The organism is Actinomyces capricornis, assembly GCF_019974135.1.
Classification (GTDB): Bacteria; Actinomycetota; Actinomycetes; order Actinomycetales; family Actinomycetaceae; genus Actinomyces; species Actinomyces capricornis.
The window spans coordinates 91,487-110,469 of record NZ_AP025017.1; the positions used below are offsets into that span (position 1 = coordinate 91,487).

The 18,983-nt window shown below is 73.6% G+C and carries 14 protein-coding genes; 3 read left to right on the forward strand and 11 right to left on the reverse strand.

Annotated features, from left to right (window positions below; all coding sequences use genetic code 11):
* Positions 1-92: 92 nt before the first annotated feature.
* The gene (locus tag MANAM107_RS00405) at positions 93-1,799 is read left to right on the forward strand and encodes a serine/threonine-protein kinase (RefSeq protein ID WP_223912627.1); all 1,707 of its coding nucleotides are present in this window, start codon (positions 93-95) and stop codon (positions 1,797-1,799) included.
* Between the two features lie 127 nt (positions 1,800-1,926).
* On the opposite strand, the gene MANAM107_RS00410 is transcribed toward MANAM107_RS00405, so the two are convergent.
* The 4 genes from MANAM107_RS00410 to MANAM107_RS00425 form a co-directional block, all read right to left on the reverse strand.
* The gene (locus MANAM107_RS00410; protein WP_223909705.1) at positions 1,927-2,862 is read right to left on the reverse strand and encodes a hypothetical protein; all 936 of its coding nucleotides are present in this window, start codon (positions 2,860-2,862) and stop codon (positions 1,927-1,929) included.
* Positions 2,862-3,461, reverse strand: a complete 600-nt coding sequence (gene hisB, locus MANAM107_RS00415) for an imidazoleglycerol-phosphate dehydratase HisB (protein WP_223909708.1) — start codon at positions 3,459-3,461, stop codon at positions 2,862-2,864. Before hisB ends, MANAM107_RS00410 begins: the two co-directional genes overlap by 1 nt.
* 114 nt (positions 3,462-3,575) lie before the next feature.
* On the reverse strand, positions 3,576-4,697 hold the full coding sequence (locus MANAM107_RS00420) for a histidinol-phosphate transaminase (RefSeq protein ID WP_223909711.1): 1,122 nt from the start codon (positions 4,695-4,697) through the stop codon (positions 3,576-3,578).
* Between the two features lie 40 nt (positions 4,698-4,737).
* Entirely contained in the window at positions 4,738-6,618 is a 1,881-nt protein-coding gene (locus MANAM107_RS00425; RefSeq protein WP_223909713.1) for a cation:proton antiporter, read from the reverse strand.
* Between the two features lie 78 nt (positions 6,619-6,696).
* Here MANAM107_RS00425 and MANAM107_RS00430 point away from each other — a divergent pair, with 78 nt between their 5' ends.
* Together MANAM107_RS00430 and MANAM107_RS00435 are read left to right on the forward strand one after the other, a co-directional pair.
* On the forward strand, positions 6,697-9,228 hold the full coding sequence (locus MANAM107_RS00430; RefSeq protein WP_223909715.1) for a RecQ family ATP-dependent DNA helicase: 2,532 nt from the start codon (positions 6,697-6,699) through the stop codon (positions 9,226-9,228).
* 75 nt (positions 9,229-9,303) lie between these two features.
* Entirely contained in the window at positions 9,304-9,429 is a 126-nt protein-coding gene (locus MANAM107_RS00435) for a carboxymuconolactone decarboxylase family protein (RefSeq protein WP_263421937.1), read from the forward strand.
* 110 nt (positions 9,430-9,539) lie between these two features.
* Here the strand turns inward: MANAM107_RS00435 and MANAM107_RS00440 are convergent, their stop codons facing one another.
* The 7 genes from MANAM107_RS00440 to hisD form a co-directional block, all read right to left on the reverse strand.
* On the reverse strand, positions 9,540-11,210 hold the full coding sequence (locus MANAM107_RS00440) for a glycoside hydrolase family protein (RefSeq protein WP_223909717.1): 1,671 nt from the start codon (positions 11,208-11,210) through the stop codon (positions 9,540-9,542).
* A 14-nt stretch (positions 11,211-11,224) separates the two neighbouring features.
* Complete coding sequence (locus tag MANAM107_RS00445) at positions 11,225-13,186, reverse strand: DUF2334 domain-containing protein (RefSeq protein WP_223909719.1); 1,962 nt, start codon at positions 13,184-13,186, stop codon at positions 11,225-11,227.
* Positions 13,183-14,394 carry a non-hydrolyzing UDP-N-acetylglucosamine 2-epimerase gene (gene wecB / locus MANAM107_RS00450; RefSeq protein WP_223909724.1) on the reverse strand — a complete coding sequence of 404 codons (1,212 nt, stop codon included), beginning with the start codon at positions 14,392-14,394 and terminating at the stop codon, positions 13,183-13,185. Before wecB ends, MANAM107_RS00445 begins: the two co-directional genes overlap by 4 nt.
* Positions 14,395-14,550: 156 nt before the next feature.
* Positions 14,551-15,120: a hypothetical protein gene (locus MANAM107_RS00455; protein WP_308443625.1), complete on the reverse strand. Its 570-nt coding sequence runs from the start codon at positions 15,118-15,120 to the stop codon at positions 14,551-14,553.
* Between the two features lie 143 nt (positions 15,121-15,263).
* Entirely contained in the window at positions 15,264-16,934 is a 1,671-nt protein-coding gene (locus tag MANAM107_RS00460) for a glycosyltransferase family 2 protein (RefSeq protein ID WP_223912632.1), read from the reverse strand.
* 47 nt (positions 16,935-16,981) lie between these two features.
* The gene (locus tag MANAM107_RS00465) at positions 16,982-17,224 is read right to left on the reverse strand and encodes a hypothetical protein (protein WP_179899764.1); all 243 of its coding nucleotides are present in this window, start codon (positions 17,222-17,224) and stop codon (positions 16,982-16,984) included.
* Between the two features lie 345 nt (positions 17,225-17,569).
* Positions 17,570-18,922 carry a histidinol dehydrogenase gene (gene hisD, locus MANAM107_RS00470; RefSeq protein WP_223909728.1) on the reverse strand — a complete coding sequence of 451 codons (1,353 nt, stop codon included), beginning with the start codon at positions 18,920-18,922 and terminating at the stop codon, positions 17,570-17,572.
* Between the last annotated feature and the right edge of the window lie 61 nt (positions 18,923-18,983).

Below are 18,983 nucleotides of genomic sequence, written 5' to 3' on the forward strand. Positions count from 1 at the left end.
CAGCGACGCATGCCGGACACCCACGGTTCGCGGATCTGGCGCCGATGGGCGAGGATTCGGCCGTGAGCACCCTCCTGCCTCCCACCGAGACGATGTCGCCCCAGGCTCCCCCGGGCTCCCGGCCCGATCTGAGCGACACCCTGTCCACGCCCTTCACGATCCCGGGCGTGCAGCTGCACAGTGTTCTGGGGAGGGGCGGCTTCGCCGTCGTCTACGCCGGGGTGCAAGACTCCCTGGCCCGGCCGGTGGCCGTCAAGATCGATTCGCGGCCCCTGGACGACCCGCGCAATGAACGGCGCTTCATGCGGGAGGTCCAGGCCGCCTCGCGCATCACCGGGCACCCCCACGTCGTGTCGCTGGTGGACACCGGGGTCCTTCCCGACAACCGCCCCTACCTGGTCATGGAGATGTGCGCCGGGGGGAGCCTGGCCGACCTGGTGGCCAAGGGGCCCACCGCCCCGGCCGATGCGGTGGCCCTGGTGGAGGCGGCCTCCTCGGGTCTGGGCGCCGCTCATGCCGCCGGCGTCATGCACCGCGATGTCAAGCCGGCCAACATCCTCCTGGACGCCTACGGCTCCCCGCGCCTGTCGGACTTCGGGATCGCCTCGGTCGAGCGCGAGGGGCAGGACCCCACGGTGACCCTGGAGTGCCTCACCCCCGACTTCGCCCCGCCCGAGGCCTTCATGCTCTCGCGGCCCGGGCCGGAGGGGGATGTGTGGTCCATGGGCGCAGTCCTGTTCGCCCTGCTCACCGGGCGCGGGCCGCGCCGGGGGCCCGACGGGGCGCACCGCAGCCTGCCCGAGATCGTGCGCAGCCTGGAGGACCCCCTGAACCTGCGCGACCCGCACATCCCCGCTCCCCTCCTGGGCCTGCTGGAGGCCTGCATGGCTCCCGAGCCCGAGGACCGCCTCCATGACGGCAGGGAGCTGACGGCGGCCCTGGCGCGGGTGCGCGCCGGACTGGGCCAGGGCCGCCTGACGATCGGTGGGCCGGTGACCACGGTGAGGCTGGCCGAGGCCGGCCTGGCGGCCCTGCCCATGGCCAGGGCGGCCAGCCATCCCGCGGCCGCCGCCGTCGGCCCGGCGGGCCCGCCGGCCCCCGGCGGGCCCGTGGCCGGCAGTGGCCCCGGTGGCCCCGGTGCGGCGATGTCCGCCCGCTCGCTGCGGCGCACCCGTATGCGCGCGGCGGTCGTGGGCCTGGCCATCGGGCTGATTGTGGGCACCTCCGCGGGCTGGGGGGTCTCCAGCGCCGTGCAGTCGGGAAGCGCCCCGTCCACCTCCCAGGGCACGGGGGCCGCGGGGGCCACCGGGGCCGACTCGGCCGCTGGCGCCGCCGGGGCCGGCGGCCAGGGCAGCGCCCAGGATGCCGCCGGAGGCGGGCAGGCGGCGGCCGGGCAGCAGGCGGGGCAGGCCGGTGATAGCGCCCAGGGCGGTGCGGCGGCCGCCGGGGGCCAGGGCGAGGGCTCCGCGCAGCAGGCCTCGCAGGACGCCCCACCCCATGAGAACGGCACCTGCCTGACGGGCATCGTCTCGGTCGCCGGCCATGCCAGCGCCCGCCCGACCTCCTGCCAGGAGACGCACTCCTGGCAGGTCTTCGCCGTGGGTGCCCTGGACCCGTCCACCACGGGGGTGAGCACCAGCGACTTGGAGGCCGACCCCCAGGTGCAGGCCACCTGCACCGAGCAGGCCGCCCGCGATGCCGGGGCCCTCAACCCCGAGATCGAGGTGCTGGGCCCCAGCCAGGCCCAGTGGGAGTCCAAGGGGGCCCGGGGCTTCTCCTGCGTCTACTCGGAGAGATAGGTCATCGGGGATAGGAAGTACTCCGGAACGTCGGGCGCCACCGCACGAGGGGCCGCCGCGGTCCCCCGAGAAGGGCGACGGACCGCGCAGGACCACCGGGAACATTGAGAACCCGGCACCCGGCCGCTCAGGGGCGGGGGCGCCCCATGCCCCGGCCCAGCCAGCGCATGGCCCGCGAGGGCTTGACGGTCGTGGAGTCCACAGCCCCGGGGGCGTTCTCGGCGGCGACCTGCCCCAGGAGGATGTCCTCGACCACCTGGTCCATGGAGGCCAGCAGCAGCCCGGCCGAGGCCTCATCGCCCGCCTTGCCGCTGACGTAGCGCCGCGCGGTGATCGTGCCCGACAGCCCGGTCTCGATACCGACGTCGGTGGCCAGGTCAGCGGTCATGAGCACGACCCCGGCCCGGGAGATCATGGACAGGTCGGCGGCCAGCTCGGCGGCCTCGGCCGGTTCGGTCTCCGCCCCACCGAGCAGCTCGGCGACATCCCACTGCGAGTGCGCCGAGACGAACTGCTTGACGGCCAGGGCCCCGGAGTCGGCGGGCACCACCGTGCACTCCAGGCCCCGCAGGGCGCACAGGGCAGCCAGGGCCTCGGCATTGGTCAGGGGTGTGATGACCACCGCGACCTTGACGGCCTTGGGGGCCTCCTGCGCGGCGGCCTGCTGGGCGTCGAGGGAGGCCGCCAGGGCCGCGATCTCCTCCTCCTGGGCCCGGGTCAAGCCGCCCTCGGCCGGAGCGCTCTCGATGCGCCCGCCGTCGGCGGACTCGTCGGCCACGTCGTCGGCCCGCCCCTCGGGGGTGGCGGCGCCGGCCCGGGCCGGTGAACCGTAGGTGTTGCGCGGCACGTCCTGGGGCCGGATGCCCTGACCGGAGCCCTCCGGGGAACCGTCACGATCCTCGTCCTGGGCGGGGTCGAGGCCCGCGAGCTCATCAGGGATGCCCAGCCCGCCCATGAGGGCCGCGAACTCGGCGTCCATGTCGCGCTCGGCGCCGCCGGCGGGCTCCTGGCGCGGGGACTGGTCGGGGCGGTCCTGAGCGTCGTCGTGCGGGGAAGTGGTCATCACAGGGCTCCCTTGGTTGAGGGGATGGACTCGACTCGGGGGTCGTCCTCGACAGCGGTGCGCAGGGCGCGGGCCAGCGCCTTGAACTCGGCCTCGGCGATGTGGTGGGGGTCGCGCCCGGAGATGACGCGCATGTGCAGGCAGATGCCCGCGTGGTAGGCGATGGCCTCCAGGACGTGGCGCACCATGGAACCGGTGAAGTGCCCGCCGATGAGGTGGTGGATGAAGGCCTCGGACTCCCCCTCGTGCACCAGGTAGGGGCGCCCGGAGATGTCCACCACGGCGGTGGCCAGGGCCTCGTCCAGCGGCACGCTGGCCTGCCCGAAGCGGCGGATGCCGCGCTTGTCCCCCAGGGCCCGGGCCAGAGCCTGCCCGATGCAGATGGCGGTGTCCTCCACGGTGTGGTGGACGTCGATATGCGTGTCGCCGGTGGCCTGGATCCTCAGGTCGATGAGGGAGTGCTTGCCCAGGGCGGTGAGCATGTGGTCGTAGAAGGGCACCGTGGTGGAGATGTCGGTGGTCCCGGTGCCATCGAGGTCGAGCTCGACGACGACGCTGGACTCACTGGTGCTGCGCTCGATGCGCGCGGTACGGCTCATGCCTGCCCCCTGGGTGGTGCTGCTGGGCGGTTTCCTCACCGTGACACTACCGCCTCCGGCGCCCCTGGGGGGACGCGCCGCCTCCCGGAGCCCCAACTGCGGGAGGGATGAGGCTCACAGGGCGCGGCTGAGGCAGGCGCGGAAGGCCTCCATCTCCTCCGGGGTGCCGATGCTCACCCGCAGGAAGCCCTCGGGGCCCACGACGCGGATGAGCACGCCCTCCTCCAGGAGCCGGCGCCAGATGGCCTGGCGGTCGGGGAAGGGTCCGAAGAGCACGAAGTTGGCGTCGGAGTCGTGAGCGGTCAGGCCCTGGGCGCGCAACCAGTCCACCAGGGCGTCGCGCTCGGCGCGCAGGGAGGCGACCTGGGCCATGAGCGCCTCGTGGTGGGACAGGGCCGCCAGGGCGGCGGCCTGGGTCAGGGCCGAGAGGTGGTAGGGCAGGCGCACCACCCGCAGGACGTCGACCAGTTCGCGCGAGCCCGCCAGGTAGCCCAGGCGCAGTCCCGCCGCGCCGAAGGCCTTGGACATGGTGCGGGTCACGGCCAGGTGGGGGTTGCCGGCCAGGAGCTCCAGGGCGCTGGGCACCCCGGGGCGGCGGAACTCGGCGTAGGCCTCATCGACGACGACGACCGCGTCGGTGCTCTCCTGGCCGGGCAGGTCCTGGGGGCCGTTGCCGCGGGCGGCGGCCAGCACGATCTCCAGGTCCTGCTGGGCCAGGGCGGTCCCGGTGGGGTTGTTGGGGCTGGTGATGATGACGACGGCGGGCCGCTGGTGCTCGATGAGCTCGGCGGCGCGGGGGGCATCGAGGGTGAAGTCCTGCCGGCGCGGCATCGTCGTGTACTGCGTGAGGGTGTCGCGCGCGTACTCGGGGTACATGGAGTAGGTGGGGGTGAAGGACAGGGCGCTGCGCCCGGGACCCCCGAAGGCCTGGAGGAGGTGGAGCATGACCTCGTTGGAGCCGTTGGCCGCCCAGATCTGCTCGGGGGGCAGGGCGACGCCCGACTCGCGGGCCAGGTAGTCGGCCAGCGCGCTGCGCAGGGCCGGGAAGTCGCGGTCGGGGTAGCGGTTGAGGCCTGCGGCCGCGGCGGCCACGGCCGAGGCGATGGACTCGATGACCTCCGGTGAGGGGGGGTAGGGGTTCTCGTTGACGTTGAGGCGGGCGGCCACATCGAGCTCGGGGGCGCCGTAGGGCTGGCAGCCCTCCAGGCCGGGGCGCAGGGGAAGTGTGCTCACCATGCGATTGTATGCGCGGCCCCTGATCTGCCGGCCCGCCGGCTCAGCCGCGGGTGGAGAGCATGATCTCCTCGGCGTCCAGGCGCTGCATGGCCCCCTGGAGGGTGGCGGCGGTGAACAGCCCCTCGTCGCGCGCATCGAGCAGGGCCTCGCGCTGGATGCGGATCGCCTCGATGCCCATGTCGCGCACCTGCTCGGCGCTCAGCCGATCCTCCGGTCCCCCGCCCAGGGGCGCCGACCCCGGGGACCCGGCCCGCGCCGCGCCGTCGGCCGGCCCCCCGGGCTCCTGGGGCCGATCGGCCCCTGCCGCGGCCGACCACCGGGGATCCAGGCCCTCCTGCCCGTGGGACAGGGCCGGTCCCACAGCGGACAGGGCGCGGGCGGCCAGTGCATCCGGCCGGGCCCCCTCGGACAGGCACTGGGCCAGGGCGGTGTCCTTGACCGCCCCACCCAGCACCGCCATGAGGCGCTCGCGCTCCTCGGCGTCCTGGGAGCCGGAGGACATCTGGGGGCGCGCCAGGCGGATGAGCAGCGGCAGGCTCAGCCCCTGGATGACGAGTGATCCGCCTGCGACCAGCAGGGCCAGGAAGAGCAGGAAGGGCCGCATGGGGGCGCTCAGGGGAAGGGTCTGGGAGGCGGCCAGGGTCACCGCTCCGCGCATGCCCGCCCACACGATGACGGCGCCCTCCCGCGGGCCCAGGGTTGCGGCCAGGAAGTAGGCCATGTCGCTGCGGGCGCGGCGCTGGCGGCGCTGCCCGCTCTCCAGGCGCCGGTGCCAGCGCGCCAGGGCCCGCTCCCAGTCCTGGCGCGAGAGGTTGCGCGAGGCCAGGACCTCATCGTCGACCCGGCAGGCCAGTGCCAGCCTGCTCTCGATCTGCCGGACCCGCTCCTGACCCGCCTCCAGGCGGCGCCGGCGGTGGCTGCGGATCCAGCGCAGCCACACCAGGAGCGGAGCGACGAAGCCGGCGCGCAGCGCCACGGTCAGCACCCCGGTCAGCAGGGCGATGCGGATGGCCGGGCCCAGCCCCAGTCCCTGGGCCTGGACCTCGTGGACGATGCCGTAGGCCTGCAGGCCCATGACCAGGAAGACGGCCCCCTCCAGGATGAGCTCGACGGTGCGCCAGTTCTTGTCCGCGGCACTCCTGCTGGCCGGCGCCAGCAGCCTGGGGCCCCGGTAGGACACCACCAGCCCGGCCACGACAGCGGCCACCAGGCCCGAGCCCCCCAACTGCCCCGCGGGCAGGGAGGCCAGGAAGGGCACGGTGAAGGACACCACGGTATCGGCGGCGGGGTCGGTGATGCGCCGGCGCACGCGCACGGTCAGTTCCCCCACCGCCCAGCCCACGGCCAGGGCCACCACCAGCGCCACGACCAGGTCCCATGCCAGACCAGCCGGGCTCAGGGCGTGGGCGTCGGTCATCAGCGCCGCCGAGGTCGCCGAGGCCAGCAGCACCAGAGCGGTGGCATCGTTGAACAGGCCCTCGCCCTCAAGGATGGTGATGATGCGGTGGGAGACCCCCGAGCCCCGGGCGATGGAGACCGCCACGGCGTCGGTGGGGCTGAGCACCGCCCCCACGGCAATGGCCCAGGGCAGGCTGATGGCAGGCACGAGAGCATGGATGACCGCCCCCAGCACCAGTGCCGAGAGCACGACCAGGCCGCCGGCCAGGACCGCGACGCTGCGCAGCTCGCGGCGGAAGTCCATCACCGGCATGGATACCGCCGCACCGAACAGCAGCGGCGGCAGCACTGCCTCCAGGATGATCCCGGGGTCGATCTTGATCGCCCCGACCCAGGGCAGGAAGCCGATCCCGATGCCCAGGGACAGCAGGATCAGGGGCGAGGCCACCCCGACCCTGGGCGCGAGCTGGTGGCAGGCGGCAATGACGAGCAGGGCGGCGACGGCCATGACGAGGGGCTCCACGGCCCCAGACTATGCGCCCAGCGCCTCCAAGGCCGCCGGGCCGGGCATCGCGGTCTCCATTGCCGTTACGGTGGCCCCATGAGCGAGCCCGCCCCGCCCCCGTCCCGGCTCGGCCCCGTGCGCGAGCGCGCCGAGGAGGTCCTGCGTGCCCTGGTGGGGCACGATGAGGCCCGCCTGCGCGCCGACCAGTGGCGGGCCATCGAGGCGCTCGTCGTCGGCCACCGCCGGGCCCTGGTGGTCCAGCGCACCGGCTGGGGCAAGTCCGCGGTCTACTTCGTGGCCACGGTCCTGCTGCGCGAGGGCTGGGGCGCCTGGAGGCCGGGCCTGCCCCCGCCTGAGCCCGGCTCCAGGGCGGGCGCAGGTGCCGGCGCGGGGCCCGGGGCGGCGGGGGCCACCGTCATCATCTCCCCGCTGCTGGCCCTCATGCGCGATCAGGTAGCCGCCGCCCAGCGGGCGGGCATCCACGCGGTGACGATGAACTCGGCCAACACCACCGACTGGGAGCGGATCGAGGCCCAGGTGCGCGCCGGCGAGGTCGATGTGCTCCTGGTCTCCCCCGAGCGGCTCAACAACCCCGACTTCCGCACCCAGGTGCTGCCCCACCTGGCGGCGGGGGCGGGCCTGGTGGTCATCGACGAGGCCCACTGCATCTCGGACTGGGGGCATGACTTCCGCCCCGACTACCGGCGGATCCGCACCCTGCTGGCAGGACTGCCCCAGGGCATCCCCGTCCTGGCCACCACGGCCACCGCCAATGACCGGGTGACCGCCGACGTTGCCGAGCAGCTGGGGCTCCACTCCCAGCCCGGCGCCCCGGGCGCACCGACCGGCGCGGTGGAGGACAGCGCCGCGGAGGACCCCTCGCGCGGCGGGGTCCTGGTGCTGCGCGGCAGCCTCCAGCGCGACTCCCTGCACCTGGGCGTCCTCACGCTGCCCGACGCCGCAGCCCGCCTGGCCTGGCTCAGCGCCTACCTGCAGGCCGTCGCGGGCTCGGGGATCCTCTACTGCCTGACCGTCGCGGCGGTGGGCGAGGTCAGTGAGCACCTGCGCGCCCAGGGCCTGGAGGTGGCCGCCTACACCGGGCGGACCGACCCGGCCGAGCGCGAGCGCCTGGAGGCCGACCTCAAGGCCAACCGGGTCAAGGCCATCGTGGCCACCTCCGCCCTGGGCATGGGGTTCGACAAGCCGGACCTGGGCTTCGTCGTGCACCTGGGGGCGCCCTCCTCCCCGGTGAGCTACTACCAGCAGGTGGGGAGGGCCGGGCGCGCGGTGAGCCGGGCCGAGGTGGTGCTGCTGCCCGGCGCCGAGGACCGTGCCATCTGGGAGTGGCTCGGCTCCCAGGCCTTCCCCAGCCGGGAGGAGGTCGACGAGGTGCTGGCGGCCCTGGAGGAGCGGCGCCAGCAGGAGGCCGGCCCCGTCTCCACGGCGCTGCTGGAGACCACCACCTCCCTGCGGCGCTCGCGCCTGGAGCTCATGCTCAAGGTCCTCGATGTCGACGGCGCGGTGGAGCGGGTGCGCGGGGGCTGGCAGTCCACCGGCCGGCCCTGGGTCTACGACGCCCAGCGCTACGACCGCCTGGCCGCGGCGCGGGCCGAGGAGCAGCGCGCCATGCTGGCCTACGAGGCCCTGGGCGGCCCCGACCCGGAGGACGGCGAGGCCGGGACCGGCGCTGCTGCCCCGCAGGCCTGCCGGATGGCCTTCCTGCGGGCCGTGCTCAACGACCCCGAGATGGAGGCCGGCTGGCGCTGCGGGGCCTGCGACCTGTGCGGCGGGCTGTCCCTACCCCAGGCGCCGGAGGCCGCGCAGGTCGAGGCCACCCGCCGCGGCCTTCAGCGCCCGGGAGTTGAATTGGTGGCGCGCCGCCAATGGCCGGCCGGCATGGCCCAGCTGGGCCTGCCCGAGCTCTCGGGCAGGATCCCGGCCGAGCATCGGGCCGCCACGGGCCTGGCCGTGGGCCGCCTCGACGGGGTGGGCATCTCCGCCGCCCTGCGCGCTCTCCTGGAACCGGGGCCACCATCGAACGGCCAGCCCGCGCCGAGCCCCACCATCGAGCAGGCCGCTCAGACCGCTCCGGCCCAGGGCGGCAGCGATGGCCAGGTACCGCTGGCCCTGCGCCAGGCCGTGCTCGACGTCGCCGACCGCCTGGCCCGCATCGCCGCCCAGGAGGTCGCAGCACGGGACGGCATAGTGCAGGAGAGCACCTCCTCGGGCGGGCCTGCCCGGGCAGGCGCCGCGGGAGACCAGGACGGTGCCACGGGGCAGATCGCCCTGGACGCCGTCGTCGTCATCGACTCGCGCACCCGCCCCCAGCTGGTGCGCCACCTGGGCCACGCCGTCGCCCGCCACCTGGGCTGCCGGCCCCTGGGCATCATCGGTGTGCGGGGCGAGGCCGGCCGCCACGACGTCAACTCCGCCACCCGCCTGGCCCAGGTCGCCCGGGGGCTGAGCCTGGAGGATTGGGAGCCGGGCCGGCGGCAGGCCCTGCGCGGTGCGCGCGTGATCCTGGTCGATGACTCCACCGACTCGGGCTGGACCCTGGCCGTGGCCGCGGCTCTGCTCAGGCAGGCAGGGGCCGAGGCCGTCCACCCCCTGGTCCTGGCCCAGCGCTGAGTTCCCTCCTGGAACACACTGGTCGGCCGCGAGCCCCAGCTCAAGGTCCACATCGGCGCCGCGCTCAACGTCGGCATCAGCCGCGAGGAGATCTGCGAGGCCCTGCTCCACTGCGCGGTCTACTGCGGCTTCCCCAAGGCGCTCAACGCCACCTTCGCCGCCCGCGAGGTCTTCCGCGAGCGCGACGGCGAGGCGGGCTGAGCAGGTCCCACAGCGCCCCGGCGCCGTGGTCGCCGCATCAGCCCCCTCGCCTCGCACCCGGTCCAGCAGTCCTTGCCGGACCGAACCCGGCCGGACTGGGCCGGGCCGCCCTACTGGACGAGCTCGGGCAGGGACTGCTGAACCGGCCCGATCGGATCGCCGGGGGCCTCGTCCTCCAGGAAGTACCACCAGAAGGGAGCCCCCCACGCATCCGAGCGACCCAGGGCGGCACTGGTGACGTGATCGATGACCGCGCTGCGGCCCACCGTCTGGTCGGCCTTGTCACCGAACCACCACGGCCCTCCCAGCCTGGCGCCCCCGTATCCCAGCTCGGTCACGCCCACGCGGGCCTGGGGGAAGGCCGTGGCCAGGGTGGTCAGCACCCGGTCGGCCGCTGTGCCCAGGGGGTGCCACTGGGGGTAGACCGACAGACCGACGACGTCGAGCAGTCCCGCCAGGCCACTGGCATTGACCTGCCGCGCCATGTTGAACACCGAGGTCTCCGCGGTGTCCAGGCCCAGCTGGTAGTAGAGGGTGAGCACCGTCGTGGCATCGGTGCGCTCGCGCACCGCCCGGGCGGCCCGCACCATCCGCTGCAGCGCATTGGGCCCCAGCCAACTCCCACCCAGCTCGTTGCCGACCTCCCAGGCCTCCAGATCGGGCAGGGCGGTCAGCAGGGTGCTCACCCGCGCGTCCCAGGAGGTCTCATCGAAGTCCGCCATCTGGTAGGAGTCGCAGATCTGCCCCACGATCTGGACCCCCTGGGCGCGCAGCGTATCGATCGCGCTCTTCCAGGAGTCCATCACGCCCGGGCTGGCGGGATGGTCGATGACGATGCGCACCGCGGAGCGCCCCGCGCCGCCCAGGCGCTGGGCCAGGCCCTGCATCTCCTGGGCCGTGGGGGGACGGGTGAAGGTCACCCCCAGCACGCTGTCCTTCGGGGCGGCCGAGATGAGCGCCCGATCCAGGTCCAGCTGGGCGGTGGCCGCCAGCTCCAGGGCCCGGTGGGCCTGCTTTCCGCGCTCCTCGGGCGTGCCCGCGGCCTGGCAGGCCGCCAGCGCGGCCTCGGTGGCCTGGCGGGCCGTGGCCACCTTCCCGGCCGCCGCCTGGTCCAGGGCCGCCTGCTCCGCCTGGCGCTCATGGAGGCCGCGGGCCGCGGTCTCCAGGACCTCCACCGTCCCTGAAGCGGGCAGGTCCGCCATGAGGGCCGAGTAGCCCTGGCTGGTGGGCCAGGACAGGTTGAGGGTGCAGGCGCGGCCCACGGGGACGTCGACGCGGATGCTGCCGTCCCCGGCCTGGTAGAGCGGGCCCAGCACGATGAGCTCCAGGGTCTGGGTGTCCAGCAGCGCGTCGTCGTACCCGCGCTCCCCCACCGCATTGGACTGCAGTGAGCGCACCGCGTCCAAGGACATCGCGGCACCCTGGGCATCGCAGAAGCGCAGCGTCAGGCTCGTGGTGGGGCCGGCCACCTGCCCGCTGGGGCGCTGGGCGCAGGCCGCCACCGCGGGCGCGGCCAGCGCGCCCGCCCCCAGCAGTGCCAGGGCGGTGCGCCGGCTGGCACCTGCGGCCGCGCCCTCCAGGGCGGAGGCCGCGGCCTCGCCGCCGGGGCCATGCCCCGAGCCGCGAGCGCCCTCCGGCGCCCCGGCCGGCGCAGTGGCCTCCGGGGCCCCGGCGGCGGGGGGCTCGGCAGTGTCGGCGGTGCTGGTCCCGACGGCGTCGGCGGCCTCTGGGGCCTCGGTGGGCGCCGGCGGGGCCGCGGGCTCCCGGGTGGGTCCGCTCATCTTCTTCCCCTGCTTCATCGCAGCTCGGTGGCCGGCACGAAGGTGTAGCCCTCGGCCTGGATGCCCTCGACGATAGCGCGCAGCTCCGACAAGGGGTAGTAGGGGTGGAAGAAGAAGCTGGCCGTGGCGTGGGTGCCCACCAGGTTGGCCCGGGCGGCGGCCACGACGTCGGCGGCCAGGCGCGGCGGGTGCTGGTTGGCGGCCTCGGGCTCGTAGTTGCCCAGGTTCTCGGGCAGGACGTGGGTGCCGTAGGGGTCGTTGACCGCGTAGGGGAAGAACTGCCCGTAGTAGTCGTGCGGGCCGCCCGGTGTGCCGGTGAACAGGCCGGAGTGGAGCAGCTCGCGCTCGTAGCGCACGGGGTAGACCTCGGTCATGCCCGCGTAGGCCTCACGGGTGGCCGAGTAGTGGGGCGTCTCGAAGACGGTCGGCTCGGGCAGCCCGACCTCGGTGAAGATCTGCCTGCCCTGCTCCACGCGCTCGCGCGCCCAGGCCTGGTCGGTGCCCTCCAGGGCCCCGCCGATCTGCACCCAGGAGTTGGGCTGGCAGTCGATGGGGGGCGACTGGTTGTCGTTGACCTGGGAGCACCAGGAGCGGATGAACTCGAAGTCATCGGTGGATACCCCGTTGTAGGGGTTCTTCAGGGAGCCGAACTGGTGGGTGGTGCCGTGCTGGATAATGGTGCCGCCCTTGGTGGTGGCGTCCTTGAGCACGGCGACCAGCTCGGGGCTGTCGGCCAGGGTCAGGTACTGCGGGGTCCCCTCGTTCTCCACGCCCGTGGGGTCGGAGTAGATGGGCACCACCGCCATCTGGAAGGGCACGCCCGCCCCGTGGAGGTAGTCAACGATCGCCTGGAGCTGGGCGGGGTCGCTCTCGGGGCTGATGTCCTCCAGGCGCACCGCCGCCTGGCGGAAGGAGCCCGCGTGGGGCTGGAGGACGTCGAGCAGGATGTCGGCGGCGGCGATGTAGCGGTCCTGCTCGCCCAGGTAGGTCAGGGGGATCTCGCCGACGAAGGTCAGGCCCGAGGAGGCCACCGCCCAGGGGAAGGAGGTCGAGCCGGACTGGGCGATGGGGGCGCACTGCTTGGCAGCGCCGTCGGCCCCGGAGCACTGGGCCTGGCCCAGCACGGTGACGTCCTGGGGCCGGGTGATGTGGGGGGCGATGATCCCCGAGGTGTTGAGCTTGTCGCGCTTGAGGCCGGTGCCGTTGTAGGTCACCTGGGTGACCTGGTCCTCGGAGTCGACGTAGGAGGTGGCCGCATCCCAGCCGTATCGCTGGGTGAAGGCGGCACGGTCGGCGTCGGTGGCGCTGAGCTGCCAGATGTTGAAGCCCGACCACATCACGGGGATGTTGCCGGTGAGCACGTCGTCGATGAAGCCGCGCGGGAGGGGCTCATCGTAGGTGGATCCCACGTAGACGACGTTGGTGAAGTTCCCGGCCAGTCCCGGCTGGTAGTCCTTGACCGGCAGGACGGTGACGGTGCCCGAGTGGCTGGCCAGGGTCCCCATGGCCAGGGCGTAGTACTCCCCCAGCCGGGCCCACTCGCCGGTGGTATCGAACAGGACGAGGGTGTCGGCGGGGCCCGCCTCCGGGGTGGAGAACTCCACCGCGTTGGCCGGCACCTGCGGGGGGTTGACGGTCAGGTCGCGCAGGGTGGGCTGGCCCTGGGCGGCGGGCACGGGGGCATCGAGGTTGACCTGCTCCCCGCCGGCCAGCTCCAGGGGAAGGACCCCCTGGGCGGCGGCCTCGGGCTCGGGCGGGGCCGGCAGGGGCGCCTGGCCGTCCTGGCCGGGCTGGCCCGGCTGGGCGGCGGCGCCCGGGTGCTCGGTGGCCACGTGGGTCTGCGCGGGGGCGGCAGAACCGGCCGGCTGGGCGGCCTGGGCCGGGCCAAGGGCGGTGATCGTCGTGCCCAGGAGCAGCGCCATGAGGGCAGCGGCCCCCCGACGCCTGGCTGGTGAGTGGACAGCGGTGTGCGTCATGAGTTCTCCTTGATCGCTGGGGAGATGGGCTCGAAGGCGGGCAGCGCCTCGCCGCGCCCGAAGAGGGCGGCCGTGGCCGCCAGGATGCGGCCGCAGGCGCGTCCGTCCCCGTAGGGGTTGACCGCGTGGGCCATCTGCTCGTAGGCCGCGGTGTCGGTGAGCAGCTGGGAGACGCGGGTGACGATGCGCTCCTCATCGGTGCCCACCAGCTCGGCCACGCCGAAGGCCACGGCCTCGGGACGCTCGGTGTTCTCCCGCATGACCAGGACCGGCTTGGACAGCGCGGGGGCCTCCTCCTGGACGCCGCCGGAGTCGGTCAGCACGACGTCGGCCCGGTTCATCACGGTGCAGAAGGCGCCGTACTCCAGGGGGTCGGTCCACACCACATTGGGCGCCGCCTCGATCTGGGGCAGCAGGTCCTCGCGCACCCGGGGGTTGCGGTGGGCCGGCACGATGAACATGACCTCGGGGTGGGCGGCCGCCAGCCTGGCCACGGACCGCCCGATGGCCCGCATGGGCTCGCCCCAGGACTCGCGGCGGTGGGCGGTGACCAGGACGACGCGGCGGGAGTCGTCCTCCAGGGCCCGGGCCAGCGCGGGGTCGAGCTCGACGGGGTGCTGGACGGCCTCCAGCAGCGCATCGATGACCGTGTTGCCGGTGACCTGCACCCGGGAGGGGTCGACGTTCTCCTCCAGGAGGTTGTCCCGGCTGACCTGCGTGGGGCACAGGTGCAGGGCGGCGATCTGGCTGACCAGCCGGCGGTTGGCCTCCTCGGGGAAGGGCGAGTACAGGTCCCCGGTGCGCAGGCCCGCCTCGACGTGCAGGACCGGCACCTCGTGGTAGAAGGCGGCCAGTGCCGCGGCGAAGGCCGAGGTGGTGTCGCCCTGGACGACGACGGCGTCGGGCTGGTGGACGTCCAGGACGGCGCCCACGCCCTCCAGGCAGCGGGTGGTGATCTGGGTCAGGGTCTGGCCGGGGGCGTGGATGTCCAGGTCCTCATCGGTGGTGATCCCGAAGAACTCGTGGACCTGGTCGAGCATCTCGCGGTGCTGGCCGGTGACCACGACGATCGGGGTGAAGCGCTCGTCGCGGCGCATCGCCGAGACCAGGGGCGCGAGCTTGATGGCCTCGGGCCTGGTGCCGTAGACCAGCATGATCCGTAAGGGGCCGCGCGGGGTGGTGGCCTGCACGGGGTTGGTTGGTCTCATCAGTGCTCCTTGTCAAGGGACGATCGGGGTGGGTGGGAACTGTCGCGGCCGGCTGGGGCCCGGGCACTGCGGTTCAGGGGGTCGGCCTCGCCCGATCGGGCGGGTCGGGGGCGGCGTGGGCCCCGGGCGCGCCCGCGCACCCGGGTCGGGGCCGCCTCACTGCTGCTCCACGGGGGTGAAGGTGACCTCGGCGTCCTCGCAGTAGGCGGCCACGGCGCCGGAGTGGTAGGGGGTCTCGGAGTCGGTGACCGTGGCCAGCTCCTGGCCATCGACGGTGACGGTGAAGGAGACCTCCTCCCCGGTGGTGTCCACGCGCACCGAGACCTCGTAGCTGGATCCGGGCGGGTAGGCCGGGGCGTCGCCCGAGGCCAGGAAGCGCTGGTTGCCGGGGTAGGCGGGGTCCTGCTTGGAGACCTCCCACCCGTTGGGCTTGAGGACCAGGGCGTAGAAGTGCTCGTTGTCGGTGTAGTTCCACAGCAGCCAGGCCACCTCCCAGGTGTTGGGCTCCCCGTCCTGGCGCAGCTGGCGCACCGTGGTCATGGTGGTGCTCACCGTCTGGACGGCGCCCTGGCTGATCGTGGCGGTGGTGGAGGTGGCCAGGCCCGCATGGGTCTTATCCGCCGAGCCGGCCGCATTGGGGGCCAGGCGCAGCAGCCCGTCCTGGCAGCCCGCCTCCCCGTAGCCGTCGAAGACGATGCTCCACTGGGCGCATTCCTCGTCATTCATCCACTGCCTCACTTGACAGAATCCGGTGACGCCAACCACCAGGGCCAGGGCGCAGACCACCAGGGTGATGCGCCGCGCACGAGTGGTGCCGCCAGGTCCGCGGCCGTGCCGCGGACCGCACCTGAGAACCTCTCTCAGGTGGCTCATGCGATCTCCTCCTCGATACTCGCCACGGGCCGGGGCCCGACGGCGCGCACCGCACCGGGTCGGAGATAGGCGATCCGCCCGCCCTCTGCGGGCCCTGCCTGCGCGGCCTGTCCCGATGGCGCCGCCGGCCCAGCCGTTGCCGGCTGCGCTGATGGCGCCACCCGCGCGGCCGGCCGCTCCGGCACCTGGCCCGGCCGCTGCACGAGCGGTTGCACGGGCCGCTGCACCGGCTGGATCGGTGCAGGCTCCGGCTGCGGTGCCCCGATAGGCGAGGGACCGCTTCCCTGGGCGGGCCCAGTCTGCTGAAGCGTCGGCGTCTCCTGTGGTGCTGGTGCGTCCGGGGCGGCCTGGGGCTGCGGGGCGGGCTCCGCCTCACGGGCGGTCTTGGCCCAGCCGGTGCGGCCCGTGACCGCCCTGGCCAGTGCCCGCCAGCCGTAGAGGCTGGGCAGCAGCCCGTAGAGGACGAACAGGTGGGCGTAGCACAGCGCCTTGAGCATCCCCAGGCCCTCGGAGCGCTCGATGCGCCAGTAGATGAGGCCGTAGATGAGGCCCGGCCCGAAGGCGACGATGTAGGCGCCGATGACCCAGATCCACGGCTGGCGCCAACCCAGGACGGTGACCACCAGGGCGGTGAGGAGGGTGATGAGGAAGGACAGGGTCAGCAAGGAGCCGGCCAGGAGCATGTAGGGGGTCAGGATCTGCCACAGGGTGTCGGCCCGGCCCCACCCGCGGTGATCGCGCACCACGCGCCGCAGCAGGGTGATGGCCTGGAGGTTGCCCTGGAACCAGCGGGTGCGCTGGCGCAGCAGGCGCCGCAGGCTGGTGACCCCCTGCTGGTGGACCGAGGCGTGGGGCCAGAACTCGTTGGTCCAGGCGGTGGCATTGAGCCGGATGCCCAGGTCGAAGTCCTCGGTCAGGGAGCGGGTCCAGGGCCGCGGCCCCAGGGCGTTGAGGGCGCTGAGCCGCACGAACTGGGCGTTGCCGCCCATGCCCACGCTGCCCAGGCGGCGCCGTCCCCGCTGGAAGACCTCGGTGAAGATGACGAACTCCATGTCCTGCATGCGCGCCAGCAGGGAGTGGAAGCGGTTGTTGATGCGCACCCCCATCTGGACCGCCCCCACCCGGGAGGAGGAGAAGGCGGTGCGGGCCTCGGCGATGGCGTGGGGGTCGAGCCGCCCATCGGCGTCCATGACACCGATGACGACACGGCGGTCGGGGTAGCCGGCGCACTTGCGGCGCACCAGGTCCAGGGCGTCGTTGAGGGCCTCGCCCTTGCCCAGGCGGGCGCGCGGCGGCACCCGGCGCATGACCTCCACGCGAGGGTCATCGATGGCCTCCACCGCGGCGGCGGTGCCATCGTCCGAGCCGTCGTCGATGACCATGATGCGCATCCCCGGATCGGGGATGGAGGTCAGTCGCTGCACGCTGGCGCCGATGACCTCGGCCTCGTTGAGGCAGGGCATGAGGATGACGATGAGCAGCTCCGAGCCGTCCTCCACCGCTCCCCGGTGCCGGGGTGCGCCACGGGAGATGACGAGCATGAAGGCGGTGTAGAGCAGCGCCACGCCGATCATCGCCAGGGCCCCCCACCAGCCGAGCTGGTCGATGGCGGTCAGTGGCGGCGCGGCCCGGCCCGACCCGGCCCGCGCCGCCACGACGCTCTGCATGGTGTTCTGACAGGCCCACCCGCTGGCGGCCTGGAGCAGCGCGCCGCTCATCGCAGCCGGTGGAGGTTGCTGGCAGAGCCGTGGCGCCCGACGGCGCGGCGGGGCCATGGCAGGCTCCAGCGCGCGGCCCCGTAGAGGTTGGCCAGGATCGCCCAGGCCAGGATCATCAGGAAGACGAGGCCGGCGCCGTCGATGAGGACGCGGGCGATGAGGCCGGTGGGCGAGTCGCGGGGGATGGCGTGCCACAGGATGAACAGTCCGGCGCCAGTGGCCAGTGGGGAGTAGTGCATGAGCCGTCCATTGGGAAGATCAAGGGCATGGTCGGCGCTGCGGTGCGTCGCGTCCGGGGGGTATTGGGAACTCGATATCGAACGCGACGCACCGTGCGTCGCGATCCAAGATAACGATCAGATAACTGCCCCCGATACTGTGCTAGGCCACAAGGATTTCACAGAGTCTTTGGATGAAAGCGCATAAAGGGAGACGCAACCCTTGCATCTCCCTCACAACTGCCCATCACAGATGGGTCCTCCCCGTGCACAACCTGGGGAGAACCCAGGGTAGTGCACGGGGAGGACCCATGTCATAGGCAAGGGAGGCCAAAGTGAGAACAATCACAGAGGGGTGAGATGATCTCAAACCCCGGAGTGCTGCTCTCTGGCCTCGACCGCCTCGCTGTGCGCGGGCAGGTCCTCGCAGTGGGCCAGCGCCCGCAGGGACTGGGCCAGGCAGGCCAGCGCCGCGGCGTCGTAGTCGATGAGCTGGACCGCCTTGAGGAAGGCCATCACCGACAGCCCCGAGGCGAAGCGCGCCGTGCCCCCGGTGGGCAGGACGTGGTTGGAGCCGGCCAGGTAGTCCCCCAGGGGCACCGGGCTGGTGGGCCCCACGAAGATGGCGCCGGCATTGCGGATGCGGCGGGCCACGGCGCCCGCCTGGGCGGTGTGGATCTCCAGGTGCTCGGCGGCGTAGGCGTCGGCGACCTCCACCCCCTGGTCGAGATCGCGCACGAGCACCACCCCGGACTGGGGACCGCTCAGCGCGGTCGCGGCCCGCTGGCGGTGCCTGGTGGCCGCCAGGCGGCGCTCCAGGGCCTGCTCGACCCTGGCCGCCAGGCGGGGCGAGTCGGTGATGAGAACCGAGCCGGCGTTCGGGTCGTGCTCGGCCTGGGAGAGCAGATCGGCGGCCACGTACTCGGGGTCGGCGCCGTCGTCGGCCAGGATGGCGATCTCGGTGGGGCCGGCCTCGGCATCGATGCCCACGGTGCCCAGCACGGCCCGCTTGGCGGCGGCCACATAGATGTTCCCCGGCCCGGTGATGACGTCCACCGGCTCGCACAGGACCGCTCCCCCGCTGTCGGCCCGGTCGGTCTCGTCCTGAGCGCTGGCGCCGTAGGCGAGCATGGCGATGGCCTGGGCACCGCCGACGGCGTAGACCTCCTCGATGCCCAGCAGGGCGCAGGCCGCCAGGATCGTGGGGTGGGGCAGGCCCCCGTGCTCGGCCTGGGGCGGGCTGGACAGGGCGATCTGCTCGACTCCCGCCACCTGGGCGGCCACGGCGTTCATCACCACCGAGCTGGGGTAGACCGCCAGGCCCCCGGGGACGTAGAGGCCCACGCGGCGCACCGGGATCCAGCGCTGGGTGATGGTGCCGCCGGGCACCACCTGCGTGCTGCGCTCCACCGGCATCTGGGCGCGGTGCCCCGCCCGGTTGTGGGCGATGGAGGTCTCCAGGGCCTGGCGCACCTGGGGGTCCAGGCCCTCCAGCGCCTCGGCGATGGCCGCGGCGGGCACGCGAAGGTGCTCGGGGCGCACGCCGTCGAAACGCTCGGCGGCATCGCGCAGGGCCGCGGCGCCCCGGGAGCGCACGTCGTCGATGACGGGCTGGACCGCCTCCAGGGCCCGGGAGACGTCCACGGTGGCGCGGGGCAGGGCCCGGGCCAGCTCCTGGGCATCCAGGTGGGTCTGGCGCAGATCAATGTGGGTGAGCATGGACGTAGCCTACGGTCTGGCGCAGACGGTGCTGCGAAGCAGATCCTCCACCTGCCCAGCG